Annotated in this window: 15 protein-coding genes; 9 read left to right on the plus strand and 6 right to left on the minus strand. The window is 63.4% G+C overall.

Going from position 1 to position 14,519, the window contains the following annotated elements; all coding sequences use genetic code 11:
- Positions 1-239: 239 nt before the first annotated feature.
- Entirely contained in the window at positions 240-1,439 is a 1,200-nt protein-coding gene (tyrS, locus tag IB256_RS14185) for a tyrosine--tRNA ligase (RefSeq protein WP_192402997.1), read from the minus strand.
- A gap of 182 nt (positions 1,440-1,621) precedes the next feature.
- Here tyrS and IB256_RS14190 point away from each other — a divergent pair, with 182 nt between their 5' ends.
- Both IB256_RS14190 and IB256_RS14195 read left to right on the plus strand, forming a co-directional pair.
- Positions 1,622-3,067 carry a peptidoglycan DD-metalloendopeptidase family protein gene (locus IB256_RS14190; RefSeq protein WP_192296207.1) on the plus strand — a complete coding sequence of 482 codons (1,446 nt, stop codon included), beginning with the start codon at positions 1,622-1,624 and terminating at the stop codon, positions 3,065-3,067.
- A 3-nt stretch (positions 3,068-3,070) separates the two neighbouring features.
- Positions 3,071-4,162, plus strand: a complete 1,092-nt coding sequence (locus IB256_RS14195) for an anhydro-N-acetylmuramic acid kinase (protein WP_192296208.1) — start codon at positions 3,071-3,073, stop codon at positions 4,160-4,162.
- Between the two features lie 57 nt (positions 4,163-4,219).
- Here the strand turns inward: IB256_RS14195 and erpA are convergent, their stop codons facing one another.
- The 3 genes from erpA to IB256_RS14210 all read right to left on the minus strand — a co-directional run bounded on the left by erpA (position 4,220) and on the right by IB256_RS14210 (position 7,197).
- Positions 4,220-4,570, minus strand: a complete 351-nt coding sequence (erpA, locus tag IB256_RS14200) for an iron-sulfur cluster insertion protein ErpA (RefSeq protein ID WP_045212604.1) — start codon at positions 4,568-4,570, stop codon at positions 4,220-4,222.
- A 135-nt stretch (positions 4,571-4,705) separates the two neighbouring features.
- The gene (gene argC / locus IB256_RS14205; RefSeq protein ID WP_192402998.1) at positions 4,706-5,740 is read right to left on the minus strand and encodes an N-acetyl-gamma-glutamyl-phosphate reductase; all 1,035 of its coding nucleotides are present in this window, start codon (positions 5,738-5,740) and stop codon (positions 4,706-4,708) included.
- A gap of 89 nt (positions 5,741-5,829) precedes the next feature.
- Positions 5,830-7,197 carry a chloride channel protein gene (locus IB256_RS14210; protein ID WP_225601773.1) on the minus strand — a complete coding sequence of 456 codons (1,368 nt, stop codon included), beginning with the start codon at positions 7,195-7,197 and terminating at the stop codon, positions 5,830-5,832.
- A 145-nt stretch (positions 7,198-7,342) separates the two neighbouring features.
- Between IB256_RS14210 and hemJ the strand changes: the two genes are divergently transcribed.
- The 6 genes from hemJ (at position 7,343) to coq7 (ending at position 11,959) form a co-directional block, all read left to right on the plus strand.
- Positions 7,343-7,768, plus strand: a complete 426-nt coding sequence (hemJ, locus tag IB256_RS14215; protein WP_192296209.1) for a protoporphyrinogen oxidase HemJ — start codon at positions 7,343-7,345, stop codon at positions 7,766-7,768.
- A 19-nt stretch (positions 7,769-7,787) separates the two neighbouring features.
- Positions 7,788-8,756, plus strand: a complete 969-nt coding sequence (locus IB256_RS14220; protein ID WP_081520751.1) for an NAD(P)H-dependent flavin oxidoreductase — start codon at positions 7,788-7,790, stop codon at positions 8,754-8,756.
- A gap of 105 nt (positions 8,757-8,861) precedes the next feature.
- Positions 8,862-9,962: a DUF805 domain-containing protein gene (locus tag IB256_RS14225; protein ID WP_192402999.1), complete on the plus strand. Its 1,101-nt coding sequence runs from the start codon at positions 8,862-8,864 to the stop codon at positions 9,960-9,962.
- A gap of 55 nt (positions 9,963-10,017) precedes the next feature.
- Positions 10,018-10,806, plus strand: a complete 789-nt coding sequence (locus tag IB256_RS14230) for an SDR family NAD(P)-dependent oxidoreductase (protein ID WP_192296211.1) — start codon at positions 10,018-10,020, stop codon at positions 10,804-10,806.
- A 75-nt stretch (positions 10,807-10,881) separates the two neighbouring features.
- Positions 10,882-11,220 carry a histidine triad nucleotide-binding protein gene (locus IB256_RS14235; RefSeq protein ID WP_192296212.1) on the plus strand — a complete coding sequence of 113 codons (339 nt, stop codon included), beginning with the start codon at positions 10,882-10,884 and terminating at the stop codon, positions 11,218-11,220.
- 91 nt (positions 11,221-11,311) lie between these two features.
- Positions 11,312-11,959 (plus strand): 2-polyprenyl-3-methyl-6-methoxy-1,4-benzoquinone monooxygenase, encoded by a 648-nt coding sequence (gene coq7, locus IB256_RS14240; RefSeq protein WP_192296213.1) that lies wholly within the window; start codon positions 11,312-11,314, stop codon positions 11,957-11,959.
- Between the two features lie 57 nt (positions 11,960-12,016).
- Here coq7 and speD read toward each other — a convergent pair whose 3' ends face one another.
- Complete coding sequence (speD, locus tag IB256_RS14245; RefSeq protein ID WP_192296214.1) at positions 12,017-12,811, minus strand: adenosylmethionine decarboxylase; 795 nt, start codon at positions 12,809-12,811, stop codon at positions 12,017-12,019.
- A 226-nt stretch (positions 12,812-13,037) separates the two neighbouring features.
- Positions 13,038-13,460: an OsmC family protein gene (locus IB256_RS14250; protein ID WP_015475289.1), complete on the minus strand. Its 423-nt coding sequence runs from the start codon at positions 13,458-13,460 to the stop codon at positions 13,038-13,040.
- Positions 13,461-13,835: 375 nt separating this feature from the next.
- Between IB256_RS14250 and crp the strand changes: the two genes are divergently transcribed.
- Positions 13,836-14,483: a cAMP-activated global transcriptional regulator CRP gene (gene crp / locus IB256_RS14255; RefSeq protein WP_024763566.1), complete on the plus strand. Its 648-nt coding sequence runs from the start codon at positions 13,836-13,838 to the stop codon at positions 14,481-14,483.
- The last annotated feature ends 36 nt before the right edge of the window (positions 14,484-14,519 follow it).

Genomic DNA, 14,519 nt, shown 5'->3' on the forward strand with positions numbered 1-14,519 from the left:
GCGGGAGGCGCATTCTACAGCGATCAAACTCGCTGTCAACCACCTCGGCGATCTTCTTTTCAGCTCGCTGCCGGAGCAGCTAATGAAGAGCGGCAAGTGAATCACCTGCCTGACCACCACCCTCAACTTCGAATCTCTGTAAGTACTTGATTTTCAAGTTCTTTCAGCGCTTCGTCGCTGGGAGTGGTGCGCATTATAGGGAGTTTAAATCGGCCGTCAACGACTAATTTAAACTTTCTTCACTCAGCGACCAGGGAGACGCGAGCGAAAGCCTTCTTGCCCGCCTGCAGGACGTGGGTAGCGCCCACCTTGAAGACAAAGCTGCGATCCACAGCCTCACCATCCACCCGCACACCGCCGGACGACAGCAAGTCGCGAGCGACAGCCGAGTTCTTCACCAGGCCTGCCTTATTAAGGACAGCACCAATGGGCAGGTCTTCCGCAGCGGCGACCTCCACTTCCGGCAGGTCTTCCGGTAGCTCGCCCTCTTTCAGGCGGTTGCCAGCGGACTTGTGCGCGGAAGCGGCCGCTTCGTCACCATGGAAGCGGGCTACGATTTCTTCCGCCAGCTTGATCTTGATGTCGCGCGGGTTGGCGCCAGCCTCGACGTCTTTCTTGAAGCCCTCGATCTCTTCCATGGAGCGGAAGCTGAGCAGCTCGAAGTAACGCCACATCAAAGTATCCGGGATGGAGACGAGCTTGCTGTACATGACGCCCGGCGCTTCCTGGATGCCGATGTAGTTGCCCAGCGACTTGGACATCTTCTTCACGCCGTCCAGGCCTTCGAGCAGCGGCATGGTCAGAATGCACTGAGGCTCCTGCTCATAGGCACGCTGGAGCTCACGCCCCATCAGCAGGTTGAACTTCTGGTCGGTGCCGCCGAGCTCGACATCCGCACGCAATGCCACCGAGTCGTAACCCTGAACCAGCGGATAGAGGAACTCGTGAACGGCGATGGACTGATTGCTGGCATAGCGTTTGCTGAAATCATCGCGTTCCAGCATACGAGCAACGGTGTACTGGGAAGCCAGACGAATGAAATCAGCGGGGGAAAGCTGGTCCATCCAGGTGGAATTGAAGGCTACTTCGGTCTTCGCGGGGTCGAGGATCTTGAAGACCTGGGCCTTGTACGTCTCGGCGTTGTCGAGAACCTGCTCGCGAGTGAGGGGTGGGCGGGTAACACTTTTCCCGCTGGGGTCACCGATCATCCCAGTGAAGTCGCCGATCAGGAAGATCACCTGATGGCCCAGCTCCTGGAACTGACGCAGCTTATTAATAAGGACGGTGTGCCCCAGGTGCAGGTCGGGAGCGGTCGGGTCGAAGCCGGCCTTGATACGCAGGGGTTGGCCGCGCTTGAGCTTCTCGATCAGCTCGGCCTCCACGAGAATTTCGTCTGCACCGCGCTGGATCAGCGCCAGCTGCTCTTCGACCGACTTCATTGCAGGTTCCTGTACGTTGCGAATTGCGAAAGGGAACCAACGATACAAGAACAGGCACTAAAAACAAGTTTTGCCCAGCGCCAGAGGACAGGACGTCAGAAGCCCGACATCAGGGTTGCTTCAGAGGGAATTTGGTTATATTTTAGGCAGTTATTTCACATTCCAAAAACACCACTCACGCCATGACGCAATCCGATCAGAAAGCGCCGTACTACCCGAAGAGCCATCTGCTGGCCGCAAGCGGTGTAGCAGCGCTCCTCAGCCTGGCTCTGCTGGTGTTCCCCTCGGCCGAGGTCGAGGCGAAGAAGACCACGCTCAATCTCGAGCTGGAAAACAGCACCGAGCAGATCCTTCAGGAAAAAGACGATCTTCGACCCAACGCGGTCACGGAAGACGACGGCTCTTCGCCTTTTGCACAGATAGAAGGTCAGCCGGACAACCAGAACAGCGCCGGAAAAGACGCGGACAAGAAGAACGATCTCGCCGATTCGAACCAGCAACCCTCCCCCTCCGCTTCCGCAGATCCTGCGTGGAAAAGCGTGACCGTGGGCAAGGGCGACACCCTTTCTACCGTGTTCGCGAAGGCCGGCCTGCCGGCGAACGTCGTGCACGACATGCTTGCCGCCAGCAAGGACGCCAAGCAGTTCACCCGTCTTGATATCGGCCAGGACGTGGACTTCCTCATCGACACCAAGGGCGAGCTGCAGGGTCTGAAGGTCAAGCGCAGCGACCTGGAGACCATCAGCCTGAACAAGTCCGCCAAGGGCTATGACTTCAAGCGCGACCTGGTCAAACCCTCGGTCCATGCGAACTATGCCCACGGCCGCGTAGACAGCTCGCTGTTCGTCGCAGGCAAGAACGCCGGACTGTCCCACGACCTGATCATGTCGATGGCCAACATTCTCGGCTACGACATCGACTTCGCCCAGGATATTCGCGAAGGCGATTCGTTCGACGTGATCTACGAATCCCAGCAGGTGCAGGGCAAGCAGGTCGGTACCGGCAGCATCCTTGCGGTGCGCTTCGTCAACCGCGGCAAGGAATACACCGCGGTGCGCTACACCAGCAAACAGGGCAGCACCAGCTACCTGCGCGCCGATGGCAGCAGCATGCGCAAGGCGTTCATCCGCACTCCGGTGGACTTCGCCCGTATCAGCTCGCGCTTCTCTATTGGGCGTTTCCACCCGATCCTGAACAAGATTCGTGCACACAAGGGCGTGGACTACGCGGCGCCTATCGGTACACCGATCAAGGCGACCGGCGACGGCAAGATCCTCGAGGCCGGCCGCAAGGGCGGCTACGGTAACGCCGTGGTGATCCAGCACGGCCAGCGCTACCGCACCGTGTACGGCCACATGAGCCGCTTCGCCAAGGGCATCCGCTCCGGCGTGGCGGTGAAGCAGGGCCAGATCATCGGCTACGTCGGCATGACCGGCCTTGCCACCGGCCCGCACCTGCACTACGAGTTCCAGGTCAACGGCCAGCATGTCGATCCGCTGAGCGCCAAGCTGCCGACGGCTGATCCGCTGTCCGGTCCGGAGCGCAAGCGCTTCATGGCACAGGCGCAACCGCTGATCGCGCGCATGGACCAGGAGAAGGCGACCTTCCTGGCCCTGAACAAGCGCTGAGTCATGCCGCTCTACCTGGGGGTGATGTCCGGTACCAGTCTCGACGGGCTGGACATCGCCCTGATCGAGCAAGGCGAGCAGACTACTCTGCTCGCCTCCCACTACCTCCCCATGCCTGCGGCGCTGCGTGCCGACCTTCTGGCACTCTGCTCTCCCGGCCCTGACGAAATTGCCCGCTCCGCCCTCGCGGAAAACAGCTGGGTACGCCTGGCCGCCCAAGGCATCAACGAACTCCTCGCCCGCGAGAAGCTGAGCACCAGCGCCATTCGCGCCATCGGTAGCCACGGCCAGACCATTCGCCATGAACCGCATCTAGGCTTCACTGTGCAGATCGGCAACCCGGCACTGCTCGCCGAGCTGACGGGCATCGACGTAATCGCCGACTTCCGCCGCCGCGACGTAGCCGCCGGCGGCCAGGGCGCACCGCTGGTACCCGCCTTCCACCGCGCGTTGTTCGGTAGCGATGGTCGCGAATGCGCCATCCTCAACGTCGGCGGCTTCAGCAACGTCTCGCTGCTCAGTCCTGGCAAGCCGGTTCGCGGATTCGACTGCGGCCCCGGCAACGTCCTGCTGGATGCCTGGATCCAGGAGCAGCGCGGCGAAGCCTATGACCGCGACGGCGCCTGGGCTGCCAGCGGCAGCATCGATCAGGCGCTATTGCAGAAAATGCTGGCCGATGACTTCTTCGCCGCCAAAGGCCCGAAAAGCACCGGACGCGAGCGCTTCAACCTGAACTGGCTGAACGCAGTCCTCGCCGGGCACGACCCGGTGAAGGTCGAAGACGTGCAGGCAACCCTGCTCGAACTGACCGCACAAAGCATCGCTGCAGCACTATTGGACGCGCAGCCCGGCTGCGAGGAAGTGGTGGTTTGCGGTGGCGGCGCCTTCAACGCGACACTGATGCAACGACTGGCCGCGCACATGCCGGGCGCCAGCGTGATCAGCAGCCTCGAGCGCGGCGTACCGCCGGAATGGATGGAGGCGATGGCCTTCGCCTGGCTGGCCCATCGCTTCTTTGAACGCGAGCCCGGCAACTGCCCGGAAGTCACGGCCGCGCCGGGGCCCCGTATCCTCGGCGCGCTCTACCCCGCCTGAATCCGACGCACAAACAAAAACGCCGCGCATCTGCGCGGCGTTTTCGATGCTACGGCATCAGATCGAGAAGGACTGACCGCAGCCGCAGGTGGTCGCTGCGTTCGGGTTCTTGATGACAAACCGCGAACCTTCGAGGCCTTCCTGGTAGTCCACTTCCGCACCGGCGAGGTACTGGAAGCTCATCGGATCGACCACGAGGTTGACGCCGTCGCGCTCGACGATGGTGTCGTCGTCCGCGGTGTCTTCATCGAAGGTGAACCCATACTGGAAGCCCGAACAGCCACCGCCCGTGACGAACACCCGCAGCTTGAGGCGCGGGTTGCCTTCTTCGTCGATCAGGTTCTTCACCTTGTTCGCAGCGCCTTGCGAGAACATCAGCGGAGTGGGGGTGAAGGTTTCGATGGTCATGGTGAAAACTCTCCCGGCCGAGGCCGTACGTTACAACATTGCGGACCATTATCCGCTTACCCCAGAAAAACGGTCAACTAATCCGACTCATCCATTGGTCCAGATCAATCGACCGCCTTCCGGGGCAGTCTTTCCTTACGGCAGCAGCGCGACGTTGGACAGGCCCAGGTGCTCGTCCAGGCCGAACAGGATGTTCATGTTCTGGATCGCCTGGCCGGATGCACCCTTCACCAGGTTGTCGATGACCGAGAGGATCACCACCAGGTCGCCGCCCTGCGGACGGTGTACCGCGATGCGGCAGACGTTGGCGCCGCGCACGCTACGGGTTTCCGGATGGCTGCCAGCCGGCATCACGTCGACGAACGGCTCGTTGGCGTAGCGCTCTTCATACAGCTTCTGCAGGTCGACGCCATGGTCAGCGACACGTGCGTACAGGGTCGCGTGAATGCCACGGATCATCGGGGTCAGGTGCGGCACGAAGGTCAGGCCGACATCGCCCTTGGCTGCACGACGCAGGCCCTGACTGATTTCCGGCAGGTGACGGTGACCTTTCACCGAGTAGGCCATCATGCTTTCACCGGCTTCGCAGAACAGCGAACCGACCTTGGCACCACGGCCAGCACCGCTGACGCCGGATTTGCAGTCAGCGATCAGCTGGCTGGCATCGGCCAGGCCGTTCTCCAGCAGCGGGATGAAACCGAGCTGGGTAGCGGTCGGGTAGCAGCCGGGAACGGCGATCAGGCGAGCGGACTTGATCGCCTCGCGATTCACTTCCGGCAAGCCGTAGACGGCTTCGGGGAGCAGTTCCGGCGCGCCGTGCGGTTGGCCGTACCACTTGGCCCACTCCTCCGCGTCCTGCAGCCGGAAGTCCGCGGACAGGTCGATCACCCGGGTACCGGTCGCCAGCAGTTCGCCGGCCAGTGCGTGGGCCACGCCGTGCGGGGTGGCGAAGAACACCACATCGCATTCGCCCAGACGCTTCACGTCCGGCACGCTGAAAGCCAGGCCGTCGTAGTGGCCTCGCAGGTTCGGGTACATGTCGGCGACTTTCACGCCCTCCTCGGAACGCGAGGTAATCACCTCGACGCGAGCCTGGGGATGCTGTGCCAGCAGGCGCAGCAGTTCCACGCCCGTATAACCCGTACCGCCTACGATACCGACCTTGATCATCTGCCTGTCACTCCACCTATGGGACCAAATTCAGGGGCAGCCATGATATGAGCCGCTGCCCCTGCTGAACAGAGCGAATGCACGCAGGTTTAAGGGCCTTTGGTCGGAGCCAGGGTTTCCTGCATCTGACGAGCGAGCGCGTGATAGATCGGCAGCGGGTTCAGGCGCGCCGATACACCACTGGCCAGCAGCGTCGCGGCGAGGATAGGGATCAGCATGTCCGGGCTATGGGACATCTCCACGGTGATCACCGTGGCGGTGAGAGGCGTGCGCGTGACCCCAGCGAGGTAGGCGGACATCCCCAGCAGCGCCACTGCCGGCAGGCTTGCGCCGGGGATCAGCGGCGTCAGCCAGGGTGCCAGACTGGCGCCGACGGTGAGCGAGGGCGAGAACAACCCACCCGGGATGCCGGCGATGAAGGAGATCACGTTGGCGATGAACTTCCACAGGAGGAAGTCATGCCCCACCACCGGCTGCCCCTCGAGGATGGACCGGGTCTCGGCGTACCCGGTGCCGAACACATGTTGCCCGGACAGCAGGCCGAGCAACGCCAGCACCAGCCCGCAGGCAGCGGCGAAGCGGATCGGCCAGCGCCCGCGCCAGCGGCTGATGAAGCTGAGCGGACCGCGATGGGTCGGCAACACGAGCCGGCAGTAGAGGCCGCCAAGCAAGCCCCCGAGCACTCCGCAGGCCACCACGGCGATCCAGGCCGGGCCCAGGGGCATGCTTTCCGAGAGACGACCGAAATAGCTGTAACTGCCCATCAGGCCGAGCGTAACCATGCCGCCGAGCAGGACGGCGGTGAGCACCAGCCCGCTGAAGCGTTGCTCGAAGGTGCGGCTCAGTTCCTCGATGGCGAAGACCACCCCGCCCAATGGCGTATTGAAGGCGGCGGCGATACCTGCCGCACCGCCGGCGATGATCAGGCCGGACACCGTGCGCTTGTCATAGAGCCCCAGGCGACGGCCAAGCGAGTACATCAGGGCCGCGCCGATATGCACGGTCGGGCCCTCGCGGCCGGCCGAGGCGCCCACCAACAACGCCATCAGAGTCATCGCCAACTTGCCCACGGCAATCCGTACTGACAGCAAGGCATTGCGTGTGCGGCTGCTGCGTTGCTCCAGCGCCACGATGACCTGTGGAATGCCGCTGCCACGGGTGTTCTTCAGCGCTCCCTGGGTCAGCCAGACCAGGCCGGCGAAGCCCAGCGGGCAAAGCAGCCACGGCCACCACGGACTATGCGCGACCACGCCGCGGAAGGTCGCGCTGGCGAGGTCAGCCAAGTGGGCGAAGGCCAGTGCCACCAGGCCCACCAGCAACGCACCGAGCCAGAACGCCAGGTTGCGCCGCCACTGGCGCAGCAATGGGTGTCGCGCCAGTGGGCGCTTGGGGACGGTACGAGCGGACAGATCACCAGTCGGCTCGCTGGAACTCTCCGGCGGTACAGGTTCTGACATGGATACGAAGCCGGGCATCTTCCGGATGCCATGCGGCGCGCGCGGCAAACAGCCACGGACGGAAGAGCTCAGTGTAATAGACGCAGGGATGACGCCATTGCACGGCGCCACTACTATCGGCTCACCGTGATCCGAGGAAGTCCCGATGCTTTACCTGTGGTTGAAAGCCTTTCACATCATTGCCGTGGTCTGCTGGTTCGCCGGCCTCTTCTATCTGCCGCGACTGTTCGTCTATCACGCCATGAGCGAGGACGCCGCCAGCCGCGAGCGCTTCTGCATCATGGAGCGCAAGCTGTACCGCGGCATCATGGGCCCGTCGATGATCCTCACCATCATCCTCGGCGCCTGGATGCTCTACCTCAACCCGACCTGGCTGACCCAGGGCTGGATGCACGCCAAGCTGACCCTGGTGGTCCTGCTGATCGGCTACCACCACGCCTGCGGCGCCATGCTCAAGCGCTTCGCCCGTGGCGAGAACGGCCGCAGCCATGTGTTCTACCGCTGGTTCAACGAAGTGCCGGTGCTGTTCCTGATCGCCATCGTGATCCTGGTGGTCGTCAAACCCTTCTGACCCCGACAAGGAGACTGTCATGTCCCTGCCCGCCCTGCTCGACCGCCGCCTGCGCATTCCCCTGGTGGCGGCACCGATGTTCCTGGTCTCCAACCCGCAACTGGTGCTGGCCTGCTGCAAGAGCGGCATCGTCGGCAGCTTCCCGGCGCTGAACCAGCGCGAGAGCAGCGGCTTCAAGGCCTGGCTGGAAGAGATCGAGGCCGGGCTGGCCGCCGACCCGCAGGCCGCGCCCTATGCGGTGAACCTGATCGTCCACAACACCAACCCGCGCCTGCAGGAAGACCTCAAGCTCTGCGTCGAGCACAAGGTGCCCATCGTCATCACCAGCCTGGGCGCGGTGCGCGAAGTGGTGGATGCGGTGCACAGCTATGGCGGCCTGGTGTTTCATGACGTCACCACCCGCCGTCATGCCGAGAAGGCGGCGGAAGCCGGTGTCGATGGCCTGATTGCCGTGGCGGCCGGCGCCGGTGGTCACGCCGGCACCTGGAGCCCCTTCGCGCTGGTCGCCGAAATCCGTCAGTTCTTCGACAAGACTCTGCTGCTGGCCGGCTGCATCAACCACGGCCACGAAATTCTTGCGGCCCAGGTGCTGGGCGCCGACCTCGCCTACCTCGGCACTCGCTTCATCGCCACCCGCGAGAGCGCCGCTTCCGAGGACTACAAGCACATGCTGCTCAACGCCCGCGCCGCCGACATCATCCACACCCCCGCCGTTTCCGGCGTGCCAGCCAGCTTCATGCGCCAGAGCCTCGAGGCCGCCGGCTTCGACATGCAGAGGCTGAACGACAAGGGCGCGCTCGACTACGGCGAGAAGCTCAAGCCGGTCAGCGACGAGGCCAAGGCCTGGAAGACCGTATGGTCCGCCGGCCAGGGTGTCGGCGATATCCGCGACCTGCCCGCAGTGGGCGAGCTGATCGCGCGGCTCGACCACGAGTACCGCCAGGCGCTGACCCGCAGCGCCGGCCTGTCCAACCAACTGCTGGTCTGAGCTGCGGCACCGCTCACGATATATCCGCCGGGGCCGCTTGTTGGCCCCCGGCGGCCCGATTACGCTGTAGCGATTCCAACATAGCCAGAAGACAAGGATGCCCCGATGGATCAATCCCGCTTCAAGATCGTGTTCGACGGCGCGCTGATGCCGCAGACCCCCCTGGAAACCGCCAAGGAAAATCTCGCCCGACTGTTCAAGAGCGACGCCTCGAAGATCGAAGCACTGTTCAGCGGCCAGCCGGTCGTTCTCAAGCGCGACCTCTCCGGCGATGAAGCCGACAAGTACCTGCGCGCCCTCCATGGCGCCGGCGCCAACGCCCGCAAGGAAGCCGAAGGCGGTGCCGGTTTCAGCCTGGTAGAGACCGATGACCACCCCAGCGAAGCGACGCTGGCCGCCCGCGCTGCTGGCGAAAGCACGAGCAACGAGCGGATGACCTGCCCCAAGTGCGGGCATGAGCAGACAACCGCCAACGAGTGCGGCGCCTGCGGCATCGTCATCGAGAAGTACCTGGCACGCCAGGCCGAACTCACGGCCAACCCGGCGCCCACCGTGGCGGCCACGACTCCGAGCGCGACGCCCTCCCCTTATGCGCCGCCCCAGGCCAAGGTCGGCGAAGACCTGCCGGAGTTCGGCGAACTGAAAGTCCGCAGCCTCTCCGGCCGGATCGGTCGCGTGCGCTACCTCGGCTGGTCCGCTGCACTGTCCTTCATCGTCTTCGGTGCCTACCTGGTCGCCAGCCTGCTGATGGCCGTCTCGATGCCCCTGGGCGTGGTTGCCATCGCCGCAGTAGTCATCGCGGCCATGGTCTTCAGCGTACCCATCGGCGTACAACGCCTGCATGACCTGGGCTGGTCCGGCTGGCTCTGGCTCGCCCTGCTGGTGCCCTTCGTCAACGCCGTCCTCAGCCTGCTGATGCTGTTCATGCCCGGCGAGCAGACTACCAACCGCTTCGGCCCGCCGCCGCCGCCCAATAGCACCGGCGTCAAGGTCCTGGCCTTCTCCTGGCTGCTGTTCCCGGTGTTTGGCGGTATCCTCGCCGCCATCGCGATCCCGGCCTACCAGAGCTACGTTGAGCGCGCCCAGGCAGCGCAGACCTCGCAGTACCAGCAGGGCGACGAAGCTGCCGATCCGGCGGCCACCGCGGAGCCCTCCGACGGCGACTTCAGCAGCGGCGACACCGAAGGCGGCGACTCGGATCAGTAATGCAACAACCCGTGGCGGGCGTGGTCGAACGCCACCCCGTCACAGAGACTCGTGAATGCCTCGTTTTGCCCTCATCACCGGCGCTTCCAGCGGTATCGGCCTGGCCCTGGCCGAAGCCCTCGCCCGCCGCGGCCAGGCACTGATCCTGGTGGCGCGCCAGCGCGATGCACTGGACAGCGCCGCCTGCGAGTTGTCTCAGCGTTTCGGGGTGGAAGTGCTGTTCCGCGTCTGCGACCTGTCCGAACCGCTGCAGATCTCCGGCCTGCTGCACGAACTGGAACAGAGCGGGCGGCAGATCGAGCTGCTGGTGAACAATGCCGGCGTCGGCACTTCCGGCGCCTTCATTGACCAGGACTGGTCCCGCGAGCAGGAACTGCTGGAGCTCAACGTCCTGGCCCTGGCGCGCCTTTGCCACGGCATCGGCGCGATGATGGAGCGCACTGGCGGCGGACGGATTCTCAACGTTGCCTCCATGGCCAGCCTGCTGCCTGGCCCATGGATGAGCAGCTACTACGCCAGCAAGGCGTTCGTGCTGCATTTCTCCGAAGGTCTGCGCGAGGAACTCAAAAGCCGCGGCATCAAGGTCTCGGTGCTGTGTCCGGGGCCGACCCGGACGGCCTTCTACCGCAATGCCGACCTGCACCTGGGCAAACTCGACGACGGCAAGCGCGTCATGACACCCGAGGAGGTCGCCTTTCTGGCCGTGAAAGCGCTGCGCCGCGCACCCGCGCTGATCATCCCTGGCTGGCGCAACCGCCTGTTCGCCTGCGGCGTGCGCCTGCTGCCACGCTGGGTCATGCGCAAGCTGGCCGGGCGCATCAACCGCCTTGCGCTGGCAGACTGAGCGCGCACTGGGCGCACCTCCATCCATAGCGCTAAACTCCTCCGCCTACCCACCTGCTGGCCGGAGGAACGTTTCGTGGACTGTCTGTTCTGCAAGATCGTCGCCGGGGATATCCCCGCGAAAAAACTCTATGAAGATGACCAGGTGATCGCCTTCCATGACATCGGCCCGCAGGCACCGGTGCACTTCCTGGTGATCCCGAAGAAGCACGTGTCCACCCTCAACGACCTGACCGAGGCGGACACGCCGCTGGCCGGGCACATCCTCTTCACCGCCCAGCGGCTGGCGAAGGAGCAGGGCTGCGACGAGGGCTTCCGCGTGGTGATGAACTGCAACGACCTGGGCGGCCAGACCGTTCACCACATCCACATGCACGTGCTGGGTCAGCGCCAGATGCACTGGCCGCCGGGCTGATCGGGTAAAAGAAGCTGCGCGCACCTCGGCAAGACCTGTCATCCGCCATCCGGTAAACTGCCGGGCGAATGTTCCTACTCGGAGGTGCGCCATGTCCGCCGACCGTCACTACTCCCCCGCCGACCGTTTCCTGCTGCAGGCCGATGCCGCGCTGCGCACACTGCTGCCCTTCAGCGGTCACCCGGGACGCCCGTCCCCCGCCATCGTCCAGCCCGACAGCCACCTCAGCGACACCGATGCCCGCCATGTTGCCGGACTGATGCGCATCAACCATACCGGCGAGGTCTGCGCCCAGGCGCTGTACCAGGGCCAGGCGCTGACCGCCAAGCTGCCGAAGGTCCGCAAGGCCATGGAAGAAGCCGCCGACGAGGAAGTCGACCATCTCGCCTGGTGCGAGCAGCGCATCCGCGAACTGGGCAGCCGCCCCAGCGTGCTCAACCCGATCTTCTACGGTCTGTCCTTCGGCGTCGGCGCCGCCGCCGGGCTGATCAGCGACCGCGTCAGTCTGGGCTTCGTCGCCGCCACCGAAGACCAGGTATGCAAGCACCTGGACGAGCACCTGGCGGAAATCCCCGCCGAGGACCAGAAGTCCCGCGCCATTCTCGAACAGATGCGCGAGGACGAGGAACACCACGCCACCAGTGCCATCGAGGCTGGCGGCCTGCGCTTCCCGGCGCCGGTGAAGTTCGGCATGACGCTGCTGTCCAAGGTGATGACCAAGTCCACCTACCGGATCTGATCCGGCCGGCAACGAAAAAGGGCGCCCACCGGGCGCCCTTTTTCATCGTACGGAAGATCAGCGCGGCATGTTGCGCGCGTAGAAGATCTCCAGCATTTCGTGCCGTACGCGTTCTTCCACCTGCTTGCGCTGCTCAGGCGACAGGTTGCTGGTCGCATCGCCGAACAGGTAGTTGTCCAGGTCGAACTGCTTGAGCAGCATCTTGGTGTGGAACAGGTTCTCCTGGTACACGTTCACGTCGGTCATCTGATAGGCCTCGTACGTGTCGTCGGAGAGATAGTTCTGGATCGAGTTGATCTCGTGGTCGATGAAGTGCTTCTTGCCTTCCACATCGCGGGTGAAGCCGCGCACGCGGTAATCCACGGTGACGATGTCCGAATCGAACTGGTGGATGAGGTAGTTGAGCGCTTTCAGCGGCGAGATGACGCCGCAGGTCGACACATCGATGTCCACCCGGAAGGTCGCGATGCCTTCCACCGGATGAATCTCCGGATAGGTGTGCACGGTGATATGGCTCTTGTCGAGGTGCGCCAGGATGGTTTCCGGTAGCGGCCCCGGGGATTCCTCGATCTGGCTGTCGGTCGGGGTGACCGGCTGCTCGGAGATCAGGATGGTTACGCTGGCGCCTTGCGGATCGTAATCCTGACGGGCGATGTTCAGGATGTTTGCGCCAATGATGTCGACAACATCGGTGAGGATCTGCGTGAGACGTTCAGCATCGTATTCTTCGTCGATGTACTGCACGTAGGCCTGCTGGTCTTCAGGCGTCTCGGCATAGCAGATGTCATAGATATTGAAGCTCAAGGTCTTCGTCAGGTTGTTGAACCCGTGGAGCTTGAGTTTGCTTTTCACCGTGGGAAAACTCTCATCAAATGCGGCTCTGCCGCGTGGTTGAGCATGCCCGTCAGATGCGTACGGCGGCACCTGCGTAGGACGGTTTACACCTCTTCGCGATGGCGATTGTGGTTGCTTGGTTTCGGGCCGGATGGCCCTGAAAAAAGGTGGCGCATTATGCAGAGGTCAGGCGACCTCTGCCAGAGTTTGCGCACCCTTGATGATGAAAGGATGAAGGGGGCTGTCAGCCCAGTTCCACGATCTCGTAGTCGTGGGTGATCTCGACGCCAGCGCGACCGAGCATGATCGAGGCAGAGCAGTATTTCTCGGCCGACAGCTCGACCGCGCGCTTGACCTGCGCTTCCTTCAGGCCACGGCCCTTGACCACGAAATGCACGTGGATCTTGGTAAACACCTTCGGGTCTTCGTCGGCGCGCTCGGCTTCGAGGAAGGCTTCACAGCTTTCCACCGGCTGGCGGCCCTTCTTCAGGATGCTGACCACGTCGAAGTTGGTGCAACCGCCCAGGCCGAGCAGGAGCATTTCCATGGGGCGCACGCCCAGGTTGCGGCCACCGGCGTCTGGCGGGCCGTCCATCACCACGACGTGGCCGCTGCCGGATTCACCGAGGAACATCGCCTCGCCCGCCCACTGGATTCGCGCTTTCATTGCAAGGAACTCCGCCGAAAAAAAGGGGCGACAGCTTATCACAGGCCCCTAGCACGCCCAGTGGGAGCGATGGCTGTTACCCAAGTCTCATTTCCACACGGCAAGTATGCATTTATCACTTAAGCTGGCGCCGGTTTACTGGCACACTCTCAGAAATTGCCTACACGAACGTTCCAGACTTCCGATTGCTGGTAACACGTCGTCTGTTAAGCTCTTGCTGATTTACGTACATGCAAGACTGCTCAGCAAGGCAATCATGCCGCCCTGGGGATCGAGGGGGATCGCGCCAGGGACGCACGGCACTAAAGCTGAACATAAAAAATCATTAGCGCCTGTTGTGCAAAGGCCACTCTTTCTACTTTCCGGGACTCGGGCATGGTAGCTATTACCCTCACACCCAAAATCAAGAACCTCGACAAGTTGCTCGCGCACTGTCATCGCCGCCGCTTCACCGCCAAGAGCACCATCATCTACGCCGGTGACCGCTGCGAGAGCCTGTTCTTCATCATCAAGGGGTCGGTGACCGTCCTGATCGAGGATGACGATGGCCGCGAGATGATCATCGGTTACCTCAACACTGGCGACTTCTTCGGGGAGATGGGGCTCTTCGAGAAGGAAGGCAGCACCGGCCAGGAGCGTAGCGCCTGGATCCGCGCCAAGACCGAATGCGAAGTCGCCGAGATCAGCTACGCGAAGTTCCGCGAACTGAGCCAGCAGGACCCGGAGATTCTCTTCACCCTGGGCAGCCAGATGGCGGACCGCCTGCGCAAGACCACGCGCAAGGTCGGCGACCTGGCCTTCCTCGACGTCACCGGTCGCGTCGCGCGCACCCTGCTGGACCTGTGCCAGCAGCCGGACGCCATGACCCACCCGGACGGCATGCAGATCAAGATCACCCGCCAGGAAATCGGCCGCATCGTCGGCTGCTCCCGCGAGATGGTCGGACGCGTGCTCAAGAGCCTGGAAGAACAGGGCCTGGTGCACGTGAAAGGCAAGACCATGGTGGTCTTCGGCACCCGCTGAAGAGTCGCCAGACAACAAAAAAGCCGGCAATCGCCG

This window comes from Pseudomonas sp. PDM17 (genome assembly GCF_014851985.1).
Lineage (GTDB): Bacteria > Pseudomonadota > Gammaproteobacteria > Pseudomonadales > Pseudomonadaceae > Pseudomonas.

Bases quoted from the DNA above. Each gene is read 5' to 3' on its own strand.
- tyrS (WP_192402997.1), bottom strand. From the start codon at position 1,439: ATGAAGTCGGTCGAAGAGCAGCTGGCGCTGATCCAGCGCGGTGCAGAC.
- IB256_RS14190 (WP_192296207.1), top strand. From the start codon at position 1,622: ATGACGCAATCCGATCAGAAAGCGCCGTACTACCCGAAGAGCCATCTG.
- IB256_RS14195 (WP_192296208.1), top strand. From the start codon at position 3,071: ATGCCGCTCTACCTGGGGGTGATGTCCGGTACCAGTCTCGACGGGCTG.
- erpA (WP_045212604.1), bottom strand. From the start codon at position 4,570: ATGACCATCGAAACCTTCACCCCCACTCCGCTGATGTTCTCGCAAGGC.
- argC (WP_192402998.1), bottom strand. From the start codon at position 5,740: ATGATCAAGGTCGGTATCGTAGGCGGTACGGGTTATACGGGCGTGGAA.
- IB256_RS14210 (WP_225601773.1), bottom strand. From the start codon at position 7,197: ATGTCAGAACCTGTACCGCCGGAGAGTTCCAGCGAGCCGACTGGTGAT.
- hemJ (WP_192296209.1), top strand. From the start codon at position 7,343: ATGCTTTACCTGTGGTTGAAAGCCTTTCACATCATTGCCGTGGTCTGC.
- IB256_RS14220 (WP_081520751.1), top strand. From the start codon at position 7,788: ATGTCCCTGCCCGCCCTGCTCGACCGCCGCCTGCGCATTCCCCTGGTG.
- IB256_RS14225 (WP_192402999.1), top strand. From the start codon at position 8,862: ATGGATCAATCCCGCTTCAAGATCGTGTTCGACGGCGCGCTGATGCCG.
- IB256_RS14230 (WP_192296211.1), top strand. From the start codon at position 10,018: ATGCCTCGTTTTGCCCTCATCACCGGCGCTTCCAGCGGTATCGGCCTG.
- coq7 (WP_192296213.1), top strand. From the start codon at position 11,312: ATGTCCGCCGACCGTCACTACTCCCCCGCCGACCGTTTCCTGCTGCAG.
- IB256_RS14250 (WP_015475289.1), bottom strand. From the start codon at position 13,460: ATGAAAGCGCGAATCCAGTGGGCGGGCGAGGCGATGTTCCTCGGTGAA.
- crp (WP_024763566.1), top strand. From the start codon at position 13,836: ATGGTAGCTATTACCCTCACACCCAAAATCAAGAACCTCGACAAGTTG.